Consider the following 17,904-nt stretch of genomic DNA (forward strand, 5'->3'; position numbering starts at 1 on the left):
CAATCTACGCCGTCCTTGCATATCTAGCCACAGGGGCAGCCCCCGCAAGGCCCTTACGACGAAGGTGCAATACCCCCGGGCTGCCGTGGTCCGCATGATTTTCACGGGACCGCGGCACGCCCATGGAGGGGGTAGGCTTCAGTCTTTCCAACATCTCAGGGAGGACACAATGAATCGTTTCGTCATCGCCGTTGCGGCGGCATTGATGACGGCGTCGCCGGTCATGGCCGGCGTCACCGAAGAGGATCTGGCCAACGATCAGACCACCACACAGGACGTGGTTTCCAATGGCATGGGGCGCAATCTGCAACGCTTCAGCCCGCTGGAAACGCTGAACAAGACCAACGTCAAGAATCTGATGCCTGTCTGGGCCTTCTCGCTTGGCGGCGAAAAGCAGCGCGGGCAGGAAACCCAGCCGCTGGTGCGTGATGGGGTGATGTATATCACCGGATCTTATTCGCGGCTTTGGGCGATTGACCTGAAGACCGGCAAAGAGCTGTGGCAGTATGATGCCCGCCTGCCAGAAGGCATCCTGCCTTGCTGCGACGTGATCAACCGGGGTGCAGCCCTTTACGGCGACAACATCTATTTCGGCACGCTCGATGCCCGCATCGTGGCCTTGAACGCCAAGACCGGCGATGTGGTGTGGAACAAGAAGATCGCCGAATACAAGGAAGGCTATTCCTATACCGCCGCGCCCCTGATCGTGAACGGCCTTGTCATCACCGGCAACTCTGGCGGTGAATTCGGCGTCGTTGGCGAGGTTCAGGCCCGCAACGCCGAAACCGGCGAGACGGTGTGGACGCGCCCGGTGATCGAAGGGCACATGGGCACACTGAACGGCAAGGAATCCACGATGACCGGCACGCTGAATGCGACCTGGCCGGGGGATCTGTGGAAGACTGGCGGCGGTGCGACCTGGTTGGGCGGGTCCTATGACATCGACACCAATACGCTGGTGTTCGGCGCGGGCAACCCTTCGCCCTGGAACAGCCATTTGCGCAACGCGGGCAAGCCGGTTGAAGGCAATACCGGCGACAACCTTTATGCCGCCAGCCGTCTGGGGATTGATCCGGCGACGGGCGAGATCAAGTGGCACTTTCAGACCACGCCGCGCGAAGGCTGGGATTACGATGGTGTGAACGAGGTCGTGGCTTTCGTTGACAAGGACGGCAACAAGAAATTCGCCACTGCCGACCGCAACGGGTTCTTCTATGTGCTGAACCGCGAGGACGGCAAGTTCGAGCACGCCTGGCCCTTTGTGAAAGACATCACCTGGGCCAAGGGCATCGATGAAAACGGCCGCCCGGTCTACAACGAAGAAAACCGCCCCGGCGACCCGACCGCCGCAGCCGATGGCAAGAAGGGCGAGGTCGTGTTCGCATCTCCCTCGTTCCTGGGCGGCAAGAACTGGATGCCCATGGCCTTCAGCCAGAAAACCGGGTTGTTCTATGTACCGTCGAACGAATGGGGCATGGACATCTGGAACGAGCCGATCACCTACAAACAGGGCGCGGCCTATCTGGGCGCGGGTTTCACCATCAAGCCCAACTACGAAGACCACATCGGCAGCCTGAAGGCGATTGATCCCGCGACCGGCGAATGGAAGTGGGAATACAAGAACGGCGCACCCCTGTGGGGTGGCGTGATGACCACCGCTGGCGGCCTTGTGTTCTTCGGCACCCCCGAAGGCGAGTTCAAGGCGCTGGATGACGAGACGGGCGAAGAGCTGTGGAGCTTCCAGACCGGATCGGGCATCGTCGGTCAGCCGGTGACGTGGGAACAGGATGGCGAGCAATATGTCTCGGTCGTCTCGGGCTGGGGCGGTGCTGTGCCTCTGTGGGGCGGCGAGGTGGCCGAGAAGGTCAACTACCTGAACCAGGGCGGCATGGTCTGGACGTTCAAACTGCCCAAGCAACTGGCCTCTAACTGACCATGCAGCTCTGAACTGCTCCCTTTGCCCCCGGTGACATGCGTCGCCGGGGGTCTCTCATGGGGTCGCAATCGCCAGAACCCCTGCCTAAAACTTCGGCTTGCGCCCTAAATCACGAAAATAATTTTCTCCTGCGTAAATTTTCGATTGCTTCCTTTCAGATTTGGGTTTGTCCTTGGTTACGGGCTGGCCCTGCCACAACATGGGAAACGGCGGCGACCAGAACCTCTCAGGACGCCCGTAGTTACGGGAAACGCGCGGGAACGCAGATCCGGCAAAACGAGATCGCGGCCCTTCAACACTGGAACGGGGAACAGTCTGATGGAGAGGTTCATATGTCGTCGATTTCGACGGACACGCCCGGTGCTGTGACAGAGAAGCGCGGCAACCTGGTTCGCGCTCTAAGCTGGAAAGGCGCCTTCTGGATCGCGGCAGGCGTGCCGCCCCTTGTCCTATTCTCAATCGGCGGGATCGCGGGCACCACGGGCAAACTTGCCTTTGTGGTGTGGATGGTCTCGATGCTGATGGGGTTCCTGCAATCCTTCACCTATGCCGAAATGGCGGGCATGTTCGGCAACAAGTCGGGCGGCACCTCGGTTTACGGGGCGACGGCGTGGCTGCGCTATTCCAAGCTGATCGCGCCCTTATCGGTGTGGTGCAACTGGTTCGCCTGGTCGCCCGTGCTGTCCTTGGGGTGCGCGATTGCCGCTGGCTACATCCTGAACGCGCTGTTCCCCATTCCGCTGGCCGACTCGCAGCCGGTGCTGGACTGGATCACCGCCAACCTGTCCAGCCTGACGGCCGACAGCCCGCGCGTGCTGGAATACATCACTGCGAACCCCGGCACCGCCCCCGCCGATGCGGTGCAGGCGCTGCTGTCAGGCGATGCGATTGCCGCGCTGACCCCGGCAATCCGCAACTGGTCGGCGCTGGAACTGCCAATTCCCGGCCTTGGCGTCCTGCATTTCAACACCACCTTCCTGATCGGCACGGTCTTGATGCTGATCATGCTGGCCATCCAGCACCGCGGCGTGAATTCCACGGCCACGGCGCAGAAATGGCTGGCGGTGATTGTGCTTGTGCCGCTGCTGCTGGTGGGCCTTGTGCCGCTGTTCACCGGGGCGATCAACTATGCCAACGTGACCAACCTTGTTCCCCCCACCGCCGCCTATTCGGGCGAGGACGGCACTTGGAACATCGGTGGTTGGACGCTGATCCTTGGCGGTTTGTACATCGCGGCCTGGTCCACCTATGGCTTTGAAACCGCCGTCTGCTACACCCGCGAACTGCGTGACCCGTCGCGCGACACGTTCAAGGCCATCTTCTACTCGGGCCTGCTCTGCTGCGTGTTCTTCTGCCTGATCCCGTTTTCGTTTCAGGGCGTTCTGGGGCTCTCGGGCATGCTGGAACCCGGCATCGTTGATGGCACCGGCGTCGCCGAGGCGCTTGGCGGCATGATCGGCGCGGGCCGCGTCGTGGCGCATCTGTTCACCATCCTGATGATCATGGCGCTGTTTCTGGCGATCATGACCGCAATGGCCGGGTCTTCGCGCACGCTTTATCAGGGGTCGCGCGATGGCTGGCTGCCCAAATATCTGGGCCATGTGAACGAACAGGGCGCGCCCACCTCGGCGATGTGGACCGACTTTGCCTTCAACCTGTTCCTTCTGGCGCTGGCCTCGGACGTGTCGGGGTATTTCTACGTTCTGGCGATTTCGAACGTGGGCTACATCCTGTTCAACTTCCTGAACCTGAACGCCGGGTGGATTCACCGCATCGACTCGGGCCACATGGAACGCCCGTGGAAAGCGCCGACCTGGCTGATTGGCCTGAACACGGTGCTGGCCTTTGTGAACGCGCTGTTTCTGGGCGCGGGGGCCAAGGTTTGGGGCTATTCCAATGCGCTGATCTCGGGCCTGATCTTTGCAGCGCTGATCATTCCGGTTTTCTGGTATCGCCACTACTACTGCGACAAGGGCGTTTTCCCGCCCGAGGCGATGGAAGATCTGGGCCTTGGTAATGACGACACCACCCTTGGCCCGCGCAAGGCCGGATTCCTGCCCTATCTGGCGCTGATCCTTGGCGCGGCCATCGTGATATGGGCGAACTGGTTCTTCGTTCTGCCGGGCTAAGCCCCCCGCCAGCTTTTAAACCACCCCCGGCAAGTGTTGCTTGCCGGGGGTTTTTCTTTGTCCCGAATAAAAAACGCGCCGGAAAAACCGGCACGTTGCAGTTTGGGGACGACAGGAAGGGTCAGTCCGGGAAGATACCGGGCGAGGTTTCGGCGCCGTCATCAAACTGCGCCAGGTAATCCACGATCATCGGGCGGTTGACGGCGAAACCCTTATAGGTCGCCAGTTCCTCGGGCAGGTCGCGCAGCACCCGGTGCAGGCGGCGGCCCCATTTCGGCACCGTCACGATGTCTTCCAGCGAACACAGATAGCAGCGGATCGGGAAGGCGATGGCGTTCGAACGGGGCAACCGCCACAGCGTCTGCAACTCTACTCGCAGAAACTGTTTTTCGCCCACATTTCCGGGCGTGATCGTGCGCTTTTCCGGGCCCCATTTGTGATAATTCTCGGGGCTGGTATCAAGACGCGGATTGACCGTCATCGTCCAGTTCAGCCGCCGCACCGGGGCGCCTTGTTGCAGGTTCAGCAGAAACTTCAGCGCGCGCTGAAACACCCCCATCTCATGCGCCTTGGGCACCGGGGCGTGCCATTCGAAAAAGTTCATGCCGATGTCGAAATCCAGACTCCAGTCGGCCTGGCTGGTGATCATGCCGGCATCCATCCACAGGTTGCCATCGCGCTGGTCCAGCAAGGCATGGTCGCCTTGGGTCTGGCGGGTGATGTATTCCATCGGGCCGCAGGGCAAAGTTGTGGCATCCAGAAATGTGAACCGTTGTTCGATATTCAGCGGCCGGTTGATCCAGTGCCAGCGATCGCCGTCGCGGTGCAGGGTGAACAGGTCGGGGTAATCCTCGGCCTTGGTGGTCATCACCAGTTCCAGAAAATCCCAGCCCGCCAGTTCCATATGCGGCAGCGACTGGCAGCGCAGCGGATCTTCGGCCAGCGTGATTTCCCGGTCGCGCATCTCGGCGACGTAATGCTCGTCCACGTCAAAACGGTTTTCAAACACCGATCCGGCCCGCCCGCCTTTGTGCAGTTCCAGATTGACCGAGTACATATAGCTGTCCTGATCAAACGGGAACGGAAAGCGGCGCACGGCCTGAGGCGAGTTGCGGAAGGTATAATCGCCGCGAAAGGTTTCGTCGTTGAAGCGCAGGGTCATCGCGGCCTCCTACAGGTCAAGGGCAAGGTCCGCGCCGGAAAAGCGCGAAACGCAGGGCATGATGCGGGTCTGGCTGGCCTTCTCGGCGTCGTTCAGCCAATGATCGTGGTGTTCGATATGACCATCGCAGCGGATAACGGCAGTTTCACAGCGCCCGCAGGCACCGCCGCGGCAGGACCAGTCGGGCTGCACCCCCGCCGCCTCCAGCGCCTCGAGCAGGCTTTGATGCGGGCCGACGGTGATCTTGCGGCCAGACCGCGCCAGCGTCACATCAAACGGCGCGCCGGGCGGGGGCGACAGGAACGCCTCAGAATGCAGGGCACCTTTGGGCCAGCCAAGGCGGGCGGCGGTTTCAGCCACGGCATCAATCAGCCCCTCAGGCCCACAGGTATAGACATGGGTGCCCAAGGGCTGGCCCGCCAGAACCGCGCCAAGGTCCATCCGGTTGCCTTCGTCACTGACATGCAGATGCACCTGCGGCAGATCGGGCAGCAGCGGCAGTGCCGCCGCCTCGTCCCGGCTGCGCACGGCATAATGCAGCTCAAACGGGGCATGAAGGCGGGCGATTTGTTTTAGCTGCGCCAGAAACGGCGTGATGCCGATGCCGCCCGCAATCATCAGGTGGCGCTTGGCCCGCAGATCCAGCGAGAACAGGTTGACCGGAACGGTCACACGCAGCAGATCGCCAAGCCTGAGCCGGCTGTGCATATAGCGCGACCCGCCCCGGCCCGCATCCTCACGCCGCACGGCAATTTCATAGCCCGAACTGTCCACCGGATCGGAAATCAGCGAATAGGAATTGCGCCGCAAAACCGCACCATCGGGCATTTCCACCACCACATGGGCACCCCCGGAAAACACCGGCAGCGCCGCGCCTTCGGGGTGTTCAAAGCGAAAGCGGGTAACGTAGGACGACAGCGGGGTGATGGCGGCCACGCGCAGCATCTGGGTGATCATGGCTTGATCTCCTGCACCGCGGGCACATCGCCGGGGGTTTCTGCATCGACACAAACGCCCTGAAACGCCCCCAGACGGCGTGAGTAATGGTCACGCACGAACAGCGTCAGCCCGCAATGCGCGCAAAGAAAGGGGTCGGTCGTCACCCCTTCGGTGATGCCCTTGCAATGAACGCATTGCATCCGCCGGGCAATTCCCCCGCGATGTTCGGTTTCAATCGCATCGGCAGGCAGACCTGCCGCCAGCGCCTCGGCAACCGCCTGCCCGATCATCCCCTCGCTGCCTGCCACATAGAGGCGCGTACCCATATGCGCATCGGCCAGCGCCTTGCGATAGCGGTCCAGCGCCGTGGCAAAGCCCGGCACCTCGACATAGGATTTCGCCCCCAGTGCCCGCAATGCCGGGCCGTGCCCCGTGCCCGCCGGGATAAAGATCAGATGCGCGCGGTCCATCACGGCGGCATCCTGCGCAGCAAGGTCAAGGATCGCCTCGGCCCCCTCGCCCTCGGCTAGCATCAGCGCCGAGGAGGAACCGTGAGAGGACAGACCGGAATAAACCGGGCGGCTGGGGATAGAGGGCGTAAATTCGGTGCGTGGCATGGGCAGTCCCTGTTGTGGCCAGGGGGCCGTCTGCTGCGGCCCGCCCGGAATTTCGCCTTAACCCTTCGCGGTGCGGCGCTTTTTCTCGATGTCAAAGAACGGCATCGGGCTGGTGGTGGCGGCAATCTCGCCATGAGTGGCGCAGTTGACGGTCAGCTTGGTGCCCTCATTCGCGCAATCCACCGGCAGGCGGGCGATGGCCACCGTCCAGTCGTTCAGCGGCGAATACATGGCTTGGGTCACCAGACCCACCTGTTTGCCGCCCTGCATCACCGGCGCACCATTGCCGGGCGGGTTCTTGCCCGCCAGCTTCAGGCCCCAGATCTTGAAACGCTCTTTGCCCTTCAACCGGTAATGCTCTTCCGCCCCCCGGAACCCTGTCTTGCCGAGACTGACCGTGAAGTCGAGGCCCAGTTCCCACAGCGTGTCTCCGCAGGGCTGGTCATCGAACGGATACATCTCGGAATTGTCATAGGGGAAGAACAGCAGATAGCTTTCGGTGCGCAGCAGATCCAGCGTGGTGAACCGGCAGGGGATGATGCCCATCGCCGCCCCTTCTTCCAGAATCCGGTCCCAGATCATCGGCGCATCCTGCCCGCGCACGAACAACTCATACCCCCGCTCACCCGTATATCCGGTGCGGGAAATCATCGCGGGTTTGCCGAACAGGCTGGTCTGCATCTGCGCGAAATAGGGCAGATCGCGGATGCCCGACACATGGGGGGCCAGATAATCCACCGCCAGCGGCCCTTGCAGCGACAGGTCGTGCAGGTTGTCGTCAAACCGGATCGAGACATCGCGCCCAGATGCCGCCATCGTCAGTTGCTCAAACCCCTGACCGGAACCATGGACGACCATAAATGCATTCGGCCCGGTGCGGTAGATCACGCAATCATCCACGAACTTGCCGCCGTCGTTCAGCATCGCAGCGTAAACCGAGCGGCCCGGCATCAACTTTTCTATGTTGCGCGTGGTGGCGCGGTCGATCACATGGCTGGCCGCCGGGCCGGTGATGTGGACTTTTTTCAGACCCGACACATCCATCAGCCCCGCCTTGGTGCGGATGGCCATGTATTCGGCAAGGGGGTCGCCGTCATAGGACCATGCGGTGCCCATCCCGCTCCAGTCTTCCAGGGCCGAGCCGAGGGCGCGGTGGCGGTCGCCAAGGGTCGAAAAGCGCCAGGATGCCGTCATGATTTCCTCCGAGTTCGCGTTGTTCCTGTGGCCATGGTCAGGACCGTGGCCGTTCCTTTTTCGGGTCGTAATGCGGGAAGGCGGTGATGCGGGCGGGGATACGCTTTTGCAGCGTATCCAGCTTGCCCACCTCAATCTCGGTCCCCGTCTCGGCATGGGTCACATCCACCCGCGCCAAGGCGATCTGCTTGCCCAACAGAGGCGACCACATGGCAGAGGTCACCTCGCCCACCTGTGCCCGCCCGATATGCAGGCAATCGCCGTGGCCCACCGGGATGCGACCCTCGATCTCCAGACCGACGAACTTGACGCGCGGGTTTTCCTTGCGGCGGATCAGCGCCTCGCGCCCGATGAAATCTTCGGCTTTGGATTTCAAGGGCACGGTAAAGCCGATGCCCGCCTCGAACGGGTCAGTTTGGTCGCTGAAATCATAGCCGGCAAAGATGAGGCCGGATTCGATGCGCAACAAATCCAGCGCGGCAAGACCCATTGGGCGAATTCCCATCGGTTCGCCTACCGTTGCAATCGCGTCAAACACCGCCGCGCCATCCTTGGGATGACAGAACACCTCATAGCCCAGTTCGCCGGTATAGCCGGTGCGCGACACCACCACCGGCGCGCCCTCTGGTCCACCGATCCGGCCCACGGTAAAGCGGAACCAGTCCACCTCGCCCACTGCGGCCTGATGCGGCGCGGTCCAGATCACGCCTTTCAGCAGATCGCGCGACTTTGGCCCCTGCACCGCCAGATTGTGCAACTGATCGGTCGATCCCCGGATCATCACGTTCAGCCCCAGCGCCTGCGCCTGTTCGCGCATCCATTCGCCGCCGAAATCGCTGCCGCCGATCCAGCGGAAACGGTCTGGCCCAAGGCGGAACAGCGTGCCATCGTCGATCATCCCACCATGCGGGTAGCACATCGCCGAATAGACCACCTGCCCCGTGCCCAGCTTTGTCACATCGCGGGTCAGCACCCATTGGCACAAAGCCTCGGCATCCGGGCCGGTGATCTCGAACTTGCGCAGCGCCGATAGGTCCATCATCACCACGCCCTCGCGGCAGGCGCGGTATTCCTCGACCGGATCGCGCCCGGCAAAGGTGTTGGGCAGCCAGAAGCCCTTATACTCCACAAAATCCCGCGTCAGCGCGGCGAAACGGTCGTGAAAGGCGGTCTGGCGGGTCATGATCGGGTCGGCCTCGGGCATGGGGCGCCAGGCGACGGCGCGCTGAAAGCGCTCGGTCGCGGCATAGCTGCGGACATGGATGTCAGAGAGGTGCCAGCCATTGGCGGGCGAGGTGTCATCGGGGCAGGCAGAGGAGACGCAGACCAGATCGGTCATCGCGCGCAGCAGCACATAGTCACCGGGGCGCGACCACGGCTCATCCGTCATCACCACCCCGTGCCCGTCGATCCAGGTGTTGAAGAAGAAATTCGCCGCCATCCAGCCGTGACGTGGGGCAACGTCGAACTTCGCCAACGCGCCATTGAAATTGTCGGAACAGTTGGCATGGCCGGGATAGCCGATGTCGTCATAGTATTTCGCCGAACAGGCCATGGCAAAGGCGTCGTGGCGGCCGCAAGTGTCCTGCACCACCTCGACCAATGCGGTCATGTCCTGATCGAAATACTTCGAATGCAGGCCCGGCATGGCGTAGCTGTGGCCAAGAATGGTGCGGGTCGTCGTCACATCCAGCGGGTTCTGTATTCCCCGGTCCAGCTTGCGGGCGTCAAAGCACTGAAAGTCGGTGCATTGGCGGCCATCAACGTCGATGATCTGAAAATACTCGCCCGCACGGATGAAATAGCTTTCGGCAGTGGCCGATTTCACCCGCAGATCAAGGATCGGGTCCGCAAGCGGGTCCGACAGGTCAAACCCCAGCTTTGGCCGCCCCGCTGCGCGTTTGATCAACAGGGTCAGGGGGCTGGCCGTATCCTGCGCGCTGGGGTCCATCGCCTGCCCCGGTGCGGCCACCACCAGCCAGCCCGCGCCAGTGGCAGTAAATTCGGCCCGGTCGCCCGCGGGACTTGCCGCACCGAACAGGGTGACGGCGCAGCGGCCCTCAAGGCTGATCCCGCGCGCCGTTAGCGCGCGTGACAGCCGACGCAGGCTGTCATCAGCGCTTGCCAGCAGCGCGCGCAGGCCCAGAGGCTCGGCATCCGCCACGACACCCAGCAGCCCCGCATCGCTGCGCCCGTCAACCGTACTGGTCACCAGTTCGGCACGTTGCCCGCCCTCGGCGTTGATCACCATGATCCGGTCGCCCGGACCAGTGGCCACCAGCACTGCCCCGGCACCGGCAACGGTGTGACGCTCTTCTGCCGGGCCAGTGGCCAAGGCCCCCACAAGGCGCGGGCGCGTGGGCACTGGCGGACCGGGCCGCAACAGGTTCGGATAGGTAATCTGGCTCATTGTGAACCCTTGTTCACGAAGAAAAAGAGGGGGCGGCGGGGAACGTCCGCCCCCCAGTAGGGGATCAGTTCCGCAGATAGGCTTCCATCGAATCGTCCAGCGCGTCCTTCCACGGCGTGTGGTGCGCCGGGGCCATCGTGCCGGTCATGACCGATTTGTAGGAATGGTTGCGGAAGGCCATGATGTCGTCGGCCTTGTGGTGCTTCCATTCAAAGAAAGCCTCACAAGCGCCATCGACATCAAAGTTGGGGTAATCGGTGTCGGCGATCAGTTCCTTGACATAAGCGCCCTGATACTTGATCGCATATTTCACATCATCGGAGGCAACCTCGCGCTCTTCCCGCTCTGCCACATCGGCCAGCAAAACGGCCTTGTCGGCGGGCACCGCAATGCGCCCCATGATGATGTCCCGCACATACCACGCCTGCGCGTCGAACATGTTGAAGGTGAACCACTGGTCCTGCATGCCCAGATAGAACAGCGCCGGATTGTGAACGTAGACCACGCCCTTATAGAGGTCTGCCGTCGCCAGCCGGTTCTTGGTTTTCAACCGAAGATCGTCGGGCAGGAAGGGGAAATAGTGCTTGTAGCCGGTGCAAAGAATGATCGCATCAACCGGCTTTGACGTGCCATCCTTGAAGAAGGCGGTCTTACCCTCTACCCGAACCAGCGCCTGCTTTTCTTCCCAGTTATCCGGCCAGTTGAAGCCCATCGGGGCCGAGCGATAGCAAGAGGTCACCGTCTTCGCACCATACTTCCAGCACTGCGAGCCAATGTCTTCCGCCGAATAGGACGACCCCACCACCAGCACATCCTGTCCGGCAAACTCGCGCGCATCGCGGAAATCATGGGCATGGATAATGCGGCCATAGAACTGATCGAAACCGGGATAGTCGGGCACATTCGGCGATGAGAAATGGCCCGAGGCGCAGATCACATGGTCAAACCGCTCCTTGTAAACATGGTCGGTTTTCATGTCGTGAACGGTGATGGTGAAATCCTGCGCAATGGGGTCGAACTCGACCCAGCGCACCACCGAGCTGAACCTGATCCAGTCGCGCACGCCCGCCTTGTTCACCCGGCCCTCGATGTAATCGACCATCACGGCGCGCGGCGGGTAAGAAGCGATCTGCTTGCCGAAATGTTCCTCGAACGAATAGTCGGCAAACTCCAGGCCCTCTTTCGGGCCGTTGGTCCACAGATAGCGGTACATCGAACAATGCACCGGTTCTCCGTTCTCATCCACGCCGGTGCGCCAGGTGTAGTTCCACAAGCCACCCCAGTTCGCCTGCTTTTCAAAGCAGACAACCTCTGGAATCTCGGCCCCTTTTTGCGCGGCAGACTGAAAGGCCCGCAACTGGGCAAGGCCGGAAGGACCGGCACCGATGATGGCTACGCGTTTCGTCATGTCAGGCTCCCTGTTTCCGGTATGGACCAGATTTAACAACTGGTTCTTTCGGCATGGACCAATCTGACAGGCGACTCGCCTTTTGCGTCAAGAATTTTTCTTCTGTGGAATGCAACTTTCGTAGATTCCCGCGTTCATCCGGGGCAGAAAGCCGGTATAGGTTATTTTATGAGCAGCCCTTCCTTCGCCCAGCGCCTTGCTGTCACTGGTTCCCTACCCCGTCTGGGCGCGCGGAATCGGGCACCGCTGCGGATCGGGTTCCTCACCCCGCTGTCTGGGCCAGAGAAAGACTGGGGCCAGCCGGGGCTGGATGGCTGCCGGATATGGACCGACTGGATCAATGACCGCGGCGGGCTGATGGTGGCGGGCAAGCGCGCCCGGATTGAAATTGTCGCCCATGACAGCGCCGCTGGCCCCGCCGCCACGCTGGAGGCCGCGCGCGAGATGGTGGAGCGCCACCGCGTTCGGCTGATCCTGACGCTTGGCGGTGACAGTTTTGCCCCCGCCCTGCCCTATCTGATGGCGCGGCGCGTTCTGGTGGCCACGCTGCTGCCGTCTGACCTGTCGCCAGACACGCCCTATCTGATCGCGCCGGCAGAGGTGCATCCGCTGTTCAACGTCACCGGCGTCGAATGGCTGGCCCGCGAACGCCCCACAGCGCAACGCGTCGCCCTGTGCAGCCAGAGCGACAGCCTTGGCCTGCCCTCGCTGGCCGTCTATCGCGCTGCGTTCGAGGCGGCGGGCCGTGCGATGGTGAAAGAGGTGCGCTATGCCCCCGACACCACCGATGCCCCCGGGATCGTCCGCGCCATGTTGGCCGAAAACCCCGATGTACTGTGTTGGTGCTCCTCGGCTCCGCCGATGATGGCCGCGCTGACCGAGGCGGCCTTTCAACAGGGGTTCCGGGGCGAGATTCTGGCCTGCACCGCCGACGATTACCCCCAGATGATCGCCCGAACCTCTGCCGAATTCATGGAACGCTATACCTTTCAGTTCCCTGATTTCGACGACCCTGCGCTGGCCGATACCGCATTTTTCTTCCGTCGCCCCAAGGCGTTCTTTGATGCCTATAACACCCGCTTTCCCGGCGAATGGACGGCGGTAAGCTGGGAATATGCCTCGATCCTTGATCTGTGGCACAGCGCGGTGGAAATCGCCGACACGACAGAGCCGGTTTCGGTGCTGGCCGCGATGAAGCGGGCGCAGGAAATGCCGCACGCCTTTGGCACCGCGCGGTGGTGGGGTGAACAGGTGTTCGGTATCGATAATGCGCTGGTCGGTGATTGGCCGGTGGTGTCGATCCGGAGCGGCAAGGCGCGGATTCAGGAGTTTGGCTCGGTGCTGGACTGGCTGGGGCGAAATGAGGCGCGGTTGCTGCATCACCTTCAGGATCTGGGCCAGACGTGGCATCAGCGGCTGGCCCGTAGGCGCAAGATGCGGCCTAATCCTCTTGCATCAAAAGCTTCTGGTCTTCGATCAGGCTCAACTTCATGAATTCGGTCGCTTCTTCGATATCGCGCGCGGCAATGGCGTTGAACAGGGCGTTATAGCCGCGCTGATAGGCGGCAATGCGATTGGGCGTCAGATGGCGGCGGTACATCGCGGCGCGAAAACTTTGCCGCCGCGCGTCGATCACCAGATTGTAGCAGGCGATCAGCAGGGGGTTGCCGGTGCCCGCCGCGATCTGGCGGTGAAATTCCTCTTCCAACCGCACAAAGGCCCCGGCATCGGTCTGCACCGCCTCCATCTGCGAAAGGGTCTGGCCCAGCGCCTCGATCTGGCGCGGCGGCATCGAGACGATGGCAAGGCGCACCATCTCGGGTTCCAATATCCCGCGCACAACTTGCAACTGCAAAGGCCCGGTTTCGGCGGCAACCGGCGCGACGGACTCACTGGCCCCGTTCGCATCATAGGTGACGAACGATCCAGAGCCCGCGCGACGGCGGATCATGCCGCGCAGCTCCAACTGGTCCAATGCCTCGCGCACCGTGTTGCGCGCTACGCCCAGATCTTGCGCCAACTGCCGTTCCGAAGGCAGCCTCTCATCCGCACCATATTCCTGCGAAACGATCCGCATGGTCAGCGTGTCGATGACATATTGCACCGTAGCACCGACAACAGTTTCGGCGGGGGCGGGCGGGGAGTTGCGAACGGGGGAAACCGACACTTTGAAATCCTGACGTCAGCCCATGGCGGGCCAGTGCAGAATAGCCGCTGGCCCAACGGAAAAGCCAGCCGGGAAACGCCCCCAGACGGATATGGCTTCTCCCCAACCGGTTGCAGCAAACGCCGCACACTCCGTTTGGCCGATCCGCCCCGGCCCGTGCCTGGAATTGTTCAGGCCGCGATCAGGCAACATCCAACCGGCGCGCCGCCGCTTCAATGGCATGAAAAGCCGACCCTGCCGCCGACCGCATCGCCCACAGCGCCAGTTGCCCCTCGGTGCGGCGGATCAGGAAGACCGACATATGCTCCAGCCCGGTCCGTAGGGCGCTGCCGGGCACAAAGCGGGAGGCATCAATATTCACCAGCTTTTCCAACAGCGCCTCAAGCGTCGCTACACTGGCGGCAATCTCGAACACCGCCCAGCCGTCGGTCTGTTCAGCCACCGAACAGCCCGGCGCTTCGGCCTTCAGCGCGCTGGCGAAATCGTCCTCGGCGCGGCCATCGGCCTCGATCATCCACGCGCCGGGCCCAGTCCAGAAAGCGCTGGTCGCCCCGGCATTGGCCCAGCCGCCGGGGCCGGGCAGCGGCAGGCCAAAGGGCTGCGGCGCGCCCCCGCCCTGCCGCAGCGCCAGCGAGGCCAGTGCCAGTCCGGCGTTTTCGGTGATGGTCAGGGTACCGATGCGAACGGCCTGCGGCACGGCATGGCCCAGCGCAGAAATCGGGGAAAGGTCAGTCACGCAGGCGCCCTCCATCCGGGTCAACAAAATGCGGGGAAACCACGCGCAGGCGGGTGGATTTCCCCTCCAGCGGGTTGGCGGCCACGATCACCTCGCCCAGTCGCGCCACACCATCGGTCAGGAACCCAAGGCCGATAGCGGAACCGACATGGGGCGAGAAACAGGCAGAGGTGATCCAGCCCTGATCGCTCCAGGTATCCTGCGCCGCGCCTTCGGCGAACAGATGCGCGCCTGCGGTGACAGGATCGGCCGGATCAACCGGTTGCAGGCCCACCAGAATGCGGCTTTCGGCCAGCATCCCTTCGCGGCGGGTCATCACCGTGCCGATGGCATCCTTTTTGGCCGAAACCATCTTGCCCATGCCTAGCATCTGCGCCGTGGTCTGGCCGTTCAGCTCATTCCCCGCCGCATGGCCCTTTTCGATCCGCATGACGCCCAGCGCCTCGGTGCCGTAGGGTGTGGCACCCAGATCGGCCCCCACCTGAACCAGCCGCGCCATCAGCGCATTGCCGTATCGTGCGGGCACCGCAAGTTCATAGGCCAGCTCGCCCGAGAACGAGATGCGGAACAGCCGCGCCCGCAGCCCACCACAGACCGTCAGCGGCGCGCAGGCCATGAAGGGGAAAGCCTCGTTCGACAGATCAAACCCGTCCACCACCCGCTCCAGCAGCTTGCGCGCATTCGGCCCGGCGACGGACAGTTGCGCCCAGGCATCGGTGGTGGAAATCAGTTGCACATCCAGATCGGGCCACAGGCATTGGCGGGCGAATTCCATCTGGCGATAAACCGGCCCGGCCTGCGCCGTCGTGGTGGTGACGACGTAGTGATCCTCGGCCAGACGCGCGCAGGTGCCATCGTCATAGGCATGGCCATCCTCGCGCAGCATCAGGCCATAGCGCACCATGCCGACCTTCAGGCTGGCCATCGGGTTGGCGTAAAGCCGGTCAAGGAAGGACCCGGCATCGCGGCCCTGCACATCCACCTTGCCCAAGGTGGTCACGTCGCAGATGCCGACGCCCGCACGGGTGGCCAGAACTTCCCGGTCCACGGTTTCGCGCCATGTCGCCTCACCCGGCCGGGGGAAGTATTGCGCCCGCATCCATTGGCCCACCTCGACAAACACCGCGCCTTGGGCGGCGGCCCAAGGGTGGGTGGGCGTCAGGCGGCGGGGGCGGAAATTCGGCCCCGTATCGCCGCCACCCAGAACGGCCAGCGAAACCGGCGTATAGGGCGGGCGGAAAATCGTGGCGCCAGTCTGGGGGATCGACTGGCCCGTCAGCTCCGCCATCACCGCCAGCGCGGTTACATTGGCGGTCTTGCCCTGATCGGTCGCCATGCCCAGCGTAGTCCAGCGCTTGAGGTGTTCAACCGGGCGCATGTTTTCCTGATGGGCCAGCTTGATGTCTTTCACGGTTACATCATTCTGAAAATCCACCCAGGCGCGGTGCTTGCCGGGAACGTGCCACAGGGGATGCTGGTTGCCCTTGGCGTCGCTGGCCGCCGGCAGGTCAGGCAGGCTTGCCGCAATGCCCAGATCGGCCAGCGCCGCCTGTGCCGCCTGCGCGCCATGGGTCAGCGCGGCTTGGGTCGTGCCCTGCCCCGCCGCAGCCCCGGCCACGCTCAGGCCGGGCGGGCCACCGGCGGCTGCGGGCAGAAACGCCAGATGCGCGTCGGACCAAACCGGGCGACCGCGATGGTGCGAGGCGAGATGCAGGTTCGGGTTCCACCCGCCCGCAACGCCCAAAGCGCCCGCCTCAACCCAGACCGGCGCGCCATCGCGCGTGATCTGCACATGGCTCAGCCCAAGGCGGCCCCGGGTATCGCTCACCACGGCCCCGGCATACAGCGGGTATTGGCCCAGCGCCTTGGCATCGCGGCGCGGGTCGATGACGGCAGTAACCTGCATGCCCTTGGCCACCAGATCGGCGGCGGTGCGGTGGCCATCATCATTGCTGGTAAAGATCGCCACCTTGTCCGCGGGGCTTGCCGCCCAGCGGTGGACATAGGCGCGCAAGGCCCCGGCCAGCATGATGCCGGGGCGGTCATTGTTGGCGAATGGGATGTGCCGCTCCGTCGTGCCCGCCGCCAGAAGCGTGCGTTTGGCAGTGATGCGCCACAGGGTTTGCCGCACGGTCTGCGGGGTGGGCAGATGGTCGCCCACCCGCTCCACCGCGCCATAGATGCCGTGATCGAAAGCGCCGAACACCGTGGTGCGGCGCAGAATGCGCAGGTTGGGCAGGCTGGCCAGTTCCGCCTCTACCCCCGCTACCCAATCGGGCGCTATGGCATCGCCAAGGGTTTCCCCCTCGGCCAGCAGGCGGCCACCAAGGCGGAAATCCTCATCGGCCAGAATCACCCGCGCCCCGGACCGTGCTGCCGTCAGCGCAGCCGCAAGGCCAGCAGCCCCCGCGCCAATCACCAGCAGGTCGCAATGCAGGAACCCTTTGTCATAGGCATCCGGGTCGGCCTGCATCGACATGGCGCCCAAACCCGCCGCACGGCGGATCATCGGCTCATACAGCTTTTCCCAGAAGACCTTGGGCCACATGAAGGTCTTGTAATAAAAACCCGCCGCGAAGAACGGCGACAACAGGTCATTCACCGCCAGCAGGTCAAAGTTCAGCGGGCCAACATGGTTCTGGCTGGTTGCCTGCAACCCGTCGAACAGTTCGGCCACCGTGGCCCGCGTGTTCGGTTCTGCCCGCGCGCCGCTGCGCAGCGTAACCAGCGCATTCGGCTCTTCTGACCCTGCCGCGAAAATCCCGCGCGGGCGGTGGTATTTGAAACTGCGGCCCACCAAACGCACGCCGTTTGCCAAAAGGGCAGAGGCCAGCGTATCGCCGGGATGACCAGTGTAACCCTTGCCGTTGAACGTAAAGCGCAGGGTCTTGCTGCGGTCGATCAGACCGCCGGAAAGCCGGGTCATTTCTGCCTCCGAAGTGCCACATCACGCGCAAGCTCCGCACCCAATATCTCATGCGTCACGGTGTTGCGGGTCACGACCAGCCAGCTTCGGTCGCCCTGTTCGTGAAACCACAGTTCGCGGTGAACGCCCGCCGGGTTGTCGCGCAGGTAGACGTAGTCGCAAAACGCCGCCAGCGCGCCCTCGGCCATGCCGTCGGGGCGGTTCAGCAGGCTGGCGTCGCCCAGATAGGTGAACTCCTGCGCATCGCGCGGGCCAAGCAGGGGATGGGGGATCAGCATAT

At 63.1% G+C, this 17,904-nt stretch carries 13 protein-coding genes; 3 read left to right on the forward strand and 10 right to left on the reverse strand.

What is annotated here, in order from left to right:
* Window positions 1-169: 169 nt before the first annotated feature.
* Together JI744_RS01965 and JI744_RS01970 are read left to right on the forward strand one after the other, a co-directional pair.
* Window positions 170-1,933, forward strand: a complete 1,764-nt coding sequence (locus JI744_RS01965; protein ID WP_202657714.1) for a PQQ-dependent methanol/ethanol family dehydrogenase — start codon at window positions 170-172, stop codon at window positions 1,931-1,933.
* Window positions 1,934-2,268: 335 nt separating this feature from the next.
* The gene (locus tag JI744_RS01970; RefSeq protein ID WP_202657716.1) at window positions 2,269-4,065 is read left to right on the forward strand and encodes an APC family permease; all 1,797 of its coding nucleotides are present in this window, start codon (window positions 2,269-2,271) and stop codon (window positions 4,063-4,065) included.
* Window positions 4,066-4,186: 121 nt separating this feature from the next.
* Here the strand turns inward: JI744_RS01970 and JI744_RS01975 are convergent, their stop codons facing one another.
* From JI744_RS01975 to JI744_RS02000, 6 genes are all read right to left on the reverse strand, one after another.
* The gene (locus tag JI744_RS01975; protein WP_202657718.1) at window positions 4,187-5,227 is read right to left on the reverse strand and encodes a heme-dependent oxidative N-demethylase family protein; all 1,041 of its coding nucleotides are present in this window, start codon (window positions 5,225-5,227) and stop codon (window positions 4,187-4,189) included.
* Between the two features lie 9 nt (window positions 5,228-5,236).
* Window positions 5,237-6,184 carry a PDR/VanB family oxidoreductase gene (locus tag JI744_RS01980; RefSeq protein WP_202657720.1) on the reverse strand — a complete coding sequence of 316 codons (948 nt, stop codon included), beginning with the start codon at window positions 6,182-6,184 and terminating at the stop codon, window positions 5,237-5,239.
* Window positions 6,181-6,783 carry a dimethylamine monooxygenase subunit DmmA family protein gene (locus JI744_RS01985; protein WP_202657722.1) on the reverse strand — a complete coding sequence of 201 codons (603 nt, stop codon included), beginning with the start codon at window positions 6,781-6,783 and terminating at the stop codon, window positions 6,181-6,183. Before JI744_RS01985 ends, JI744_RS01980 begins: the two co-directional genes overlap by 4 nt.
* A gap of 57 nt (window positions 6,784-6,840) precedes the next feature.
* Window positions 6,841-7,977, reverse strand: coding sequence for an aminomethyltransferase family protein (locus tag JI744_RS01990; RefSeq protein ID WP_202657724.1), 1,137 nt, complete (start codon window positions 7,975-7,977; stop codon window positions 6,841-6,843).
* A gap of 37 nt (window positions 7,978-8,014) precedes the next feature.
* The gene (locus tag JI744_RS01995) at window positions 8,015-10,387 is read right to left on the reverse strand and encodes a DUF1989 domain-containing protein (RefSeq protein ID WP_202657726.1); all 2,373 of its coding nucleotides are present in this window, start codon (window positions 10,385-10,387) and stop codon (window positions 8,015-8,017) included.
* Window positions 10,388-10,451: 64 nt separating this feature from the next.
* Window positions 10,452-11,795: an NAD(P)-binding domain-containing protein gene (locus JI744_RS02000; RefSeq protein WP_202657728.1), complete on the reverse strand. Its 1,344-nt coding sequence runs from the start codon at window positions 11,793-11,795 to the stop codon at window positions 10,452-10,454.
* 168 nt (window positions 11,796-11,963) lie between these two features.
* Here JI744_RS02000 and JI744_RS02005 point away from each other — a divergent pair, with 168 nt between their 5' ends.
* Window positions 11,964-13,289: an ABC transporter substrate-binding protein gene (locus JI744_RS02005; protein ID WP_202657730.1), complete on the forward strand. Its 1,326-nt coding sequence runs from the start codon at window positions 11,964-11,966 to the stop codon at window positions 13,287-13,289.
* Here the strand turns inward: JI744_RS02005 and JI744_RS02010 are convergent.
* The 4 genes from JI744_RS02010 to JI744_RS02025 form a co-directional block, all read right to left on the reverse strand.
* The gene (locus JI744_RS02010; RefSeq protein WP_328756698.1) at window positions 13,237-13,962 is read right to left on the reverse strand and encodes a FadR/GntR family transcriptional regulator; all 726 of its coding nucleotides are present in this window, start codon (window positions 13,960-13,962) and stop codon (window positions 13,237-13,239) included. The two genes, JI744_RS02005 and JI744_RS02010, sit on opposite strands and share 53 nt — an antisense overlap.
* A gap of 181 nt (window positions 13,963-14,143) precedes the next feature.
* Complete coding sequence (locus tag JI744_RS02015; protein ID WP_202657733.1) at window positions 14,144-14,698, reverse strand: sarcosine oxidase subunit gamma; 555 nt, start codon at window positions 14,696-14,698, stop codon at window positions 14,144-14,146.
* A complete protein-coding gene (locus JI744_RS02020; RefSeq protein ID WP_202657740.1) occupies window positions 14,691-17,624 on the reverse strand; it encodes a sarcosine oxidase subunit alpha family protein in 2,934 nt (977 codons plus the stop codon). The genes JI744_RS02015 and JI744_RS02020 overlap by 8 nt, the downstream gene beginning before the upstream one ends.
* Window positions 17,621-17,902 carry a sarcosine oxidase subunit delta gene (locus tag JI744_RS02025; RefSeq protein ID WP_202657742.1) on the reverse strand — a complete coding sequence of 94 codons (282 nt, stop codon included), beginning with the start codon at window positions 17,900-17,902 and terminating at the stop codon, window positions 17,621-17,623. The genes JI744_RS02020 and JI744_RS02025 overlap by 4 nt, the downstream gene beginning before the upstream one ends.
* Window positions 17,903-17,904: the final 2 nt, after the last annotated feature.

This window comes from Fuscibacter oryzae (assembly GCF_016765795.1).
Lineage (GTDB): Bacteria > Pseudomonadota > Alphaproteobacteria > Rhodobacterales > Rhodobacteraceae > Fuscibacter > Fuscibacter oryzae.

What these genes read in the sequence shown, in the direction of transcription:
- JI744_RS01965 (WP_202657714.1), top strand. Translation starts at nt 170, where the DNA reads ATGAATCGTTTCGTCATCGCCGTTGCGGCGGCATTGATGACGGCGTCG.
- JI744_RS01970 (WP_202657716.1), top strand. Translation starts at nt 2,269, where the DNA reads ATGTCGTCGATTTCGACGGACACGCCCGGTGCTGTGACAGAGAAGCGC.
- JI744_RS01975 (WP_202657718.1), bottom strand. Translation starts at nt 5,227, where the DNA reads ATGACCCTGCGCTTCAACGACGAAACCTTTCGCGGCGATTATACCTTC.
- JI744_RS01980 (WP_202657720.1), bottom strand. Translation starts at nt 6,184, where the DNA reads ATGATCACCCAGATGCTGCGCGTGGCCGCCATCACCCCGCTGTCGTCC.
- JI744_RS01985 (WP_202657722.1), bottom strand. Translation starts at nt 6,783, where the DNA reads ATGCCACGCACCGAATTTACGCCCTCTATCCCCAGCCGCCCGGTTTAT.
- JI744_RS01990 (WP_202657724.1), bottom strand. Translation starts at nt 7,977, where the DNA reads ATGACGGCATCCTGGCGCTTTTCGACCCTTGGCGACCGCCACCGCGCC.
- JI744_RS01995 (WP_202657726.1), bottom strand. Translation starts at nt 10,387, where the DNA reads ATGAGCCAGATTACCTATCCGAACCTGTTGCGGCCCGGTCCGCCAGTG.
- JI744_RS02000 (WP_202657728.1), bottom strand. Translation starts at nt 11,795, where the DNA reads ATGACGAAACGCGTAGCCATCATCGGTGCCGGTCCTTCCGGCCTTGCC.
- JI744_RS02005 (WP_202657730.1), top strand. Translation starts at nt 11,964, where the DNA reads ATGAGCAGCCCTTCCTTCGCCCAGCGCCTTGCTGTCACTGGTTCCCTA.
- JI744_RS02020 (WP_202657740.1), bottom strand. Translation starts at nt 17,624, where the DNA reads ATGACCCGGCTTTCCGGCGGTCTGATCGACCGCAGCAAGACCCTGCGC.
- JI744_RS02025 (WP_202657742.1), bottom strand. Translation starts at nt 17,902, where the DNA reads ATGCTGATCCCCCATCCCCTGCTTGGCCCGCGCGATGCGCAGGAGTTC.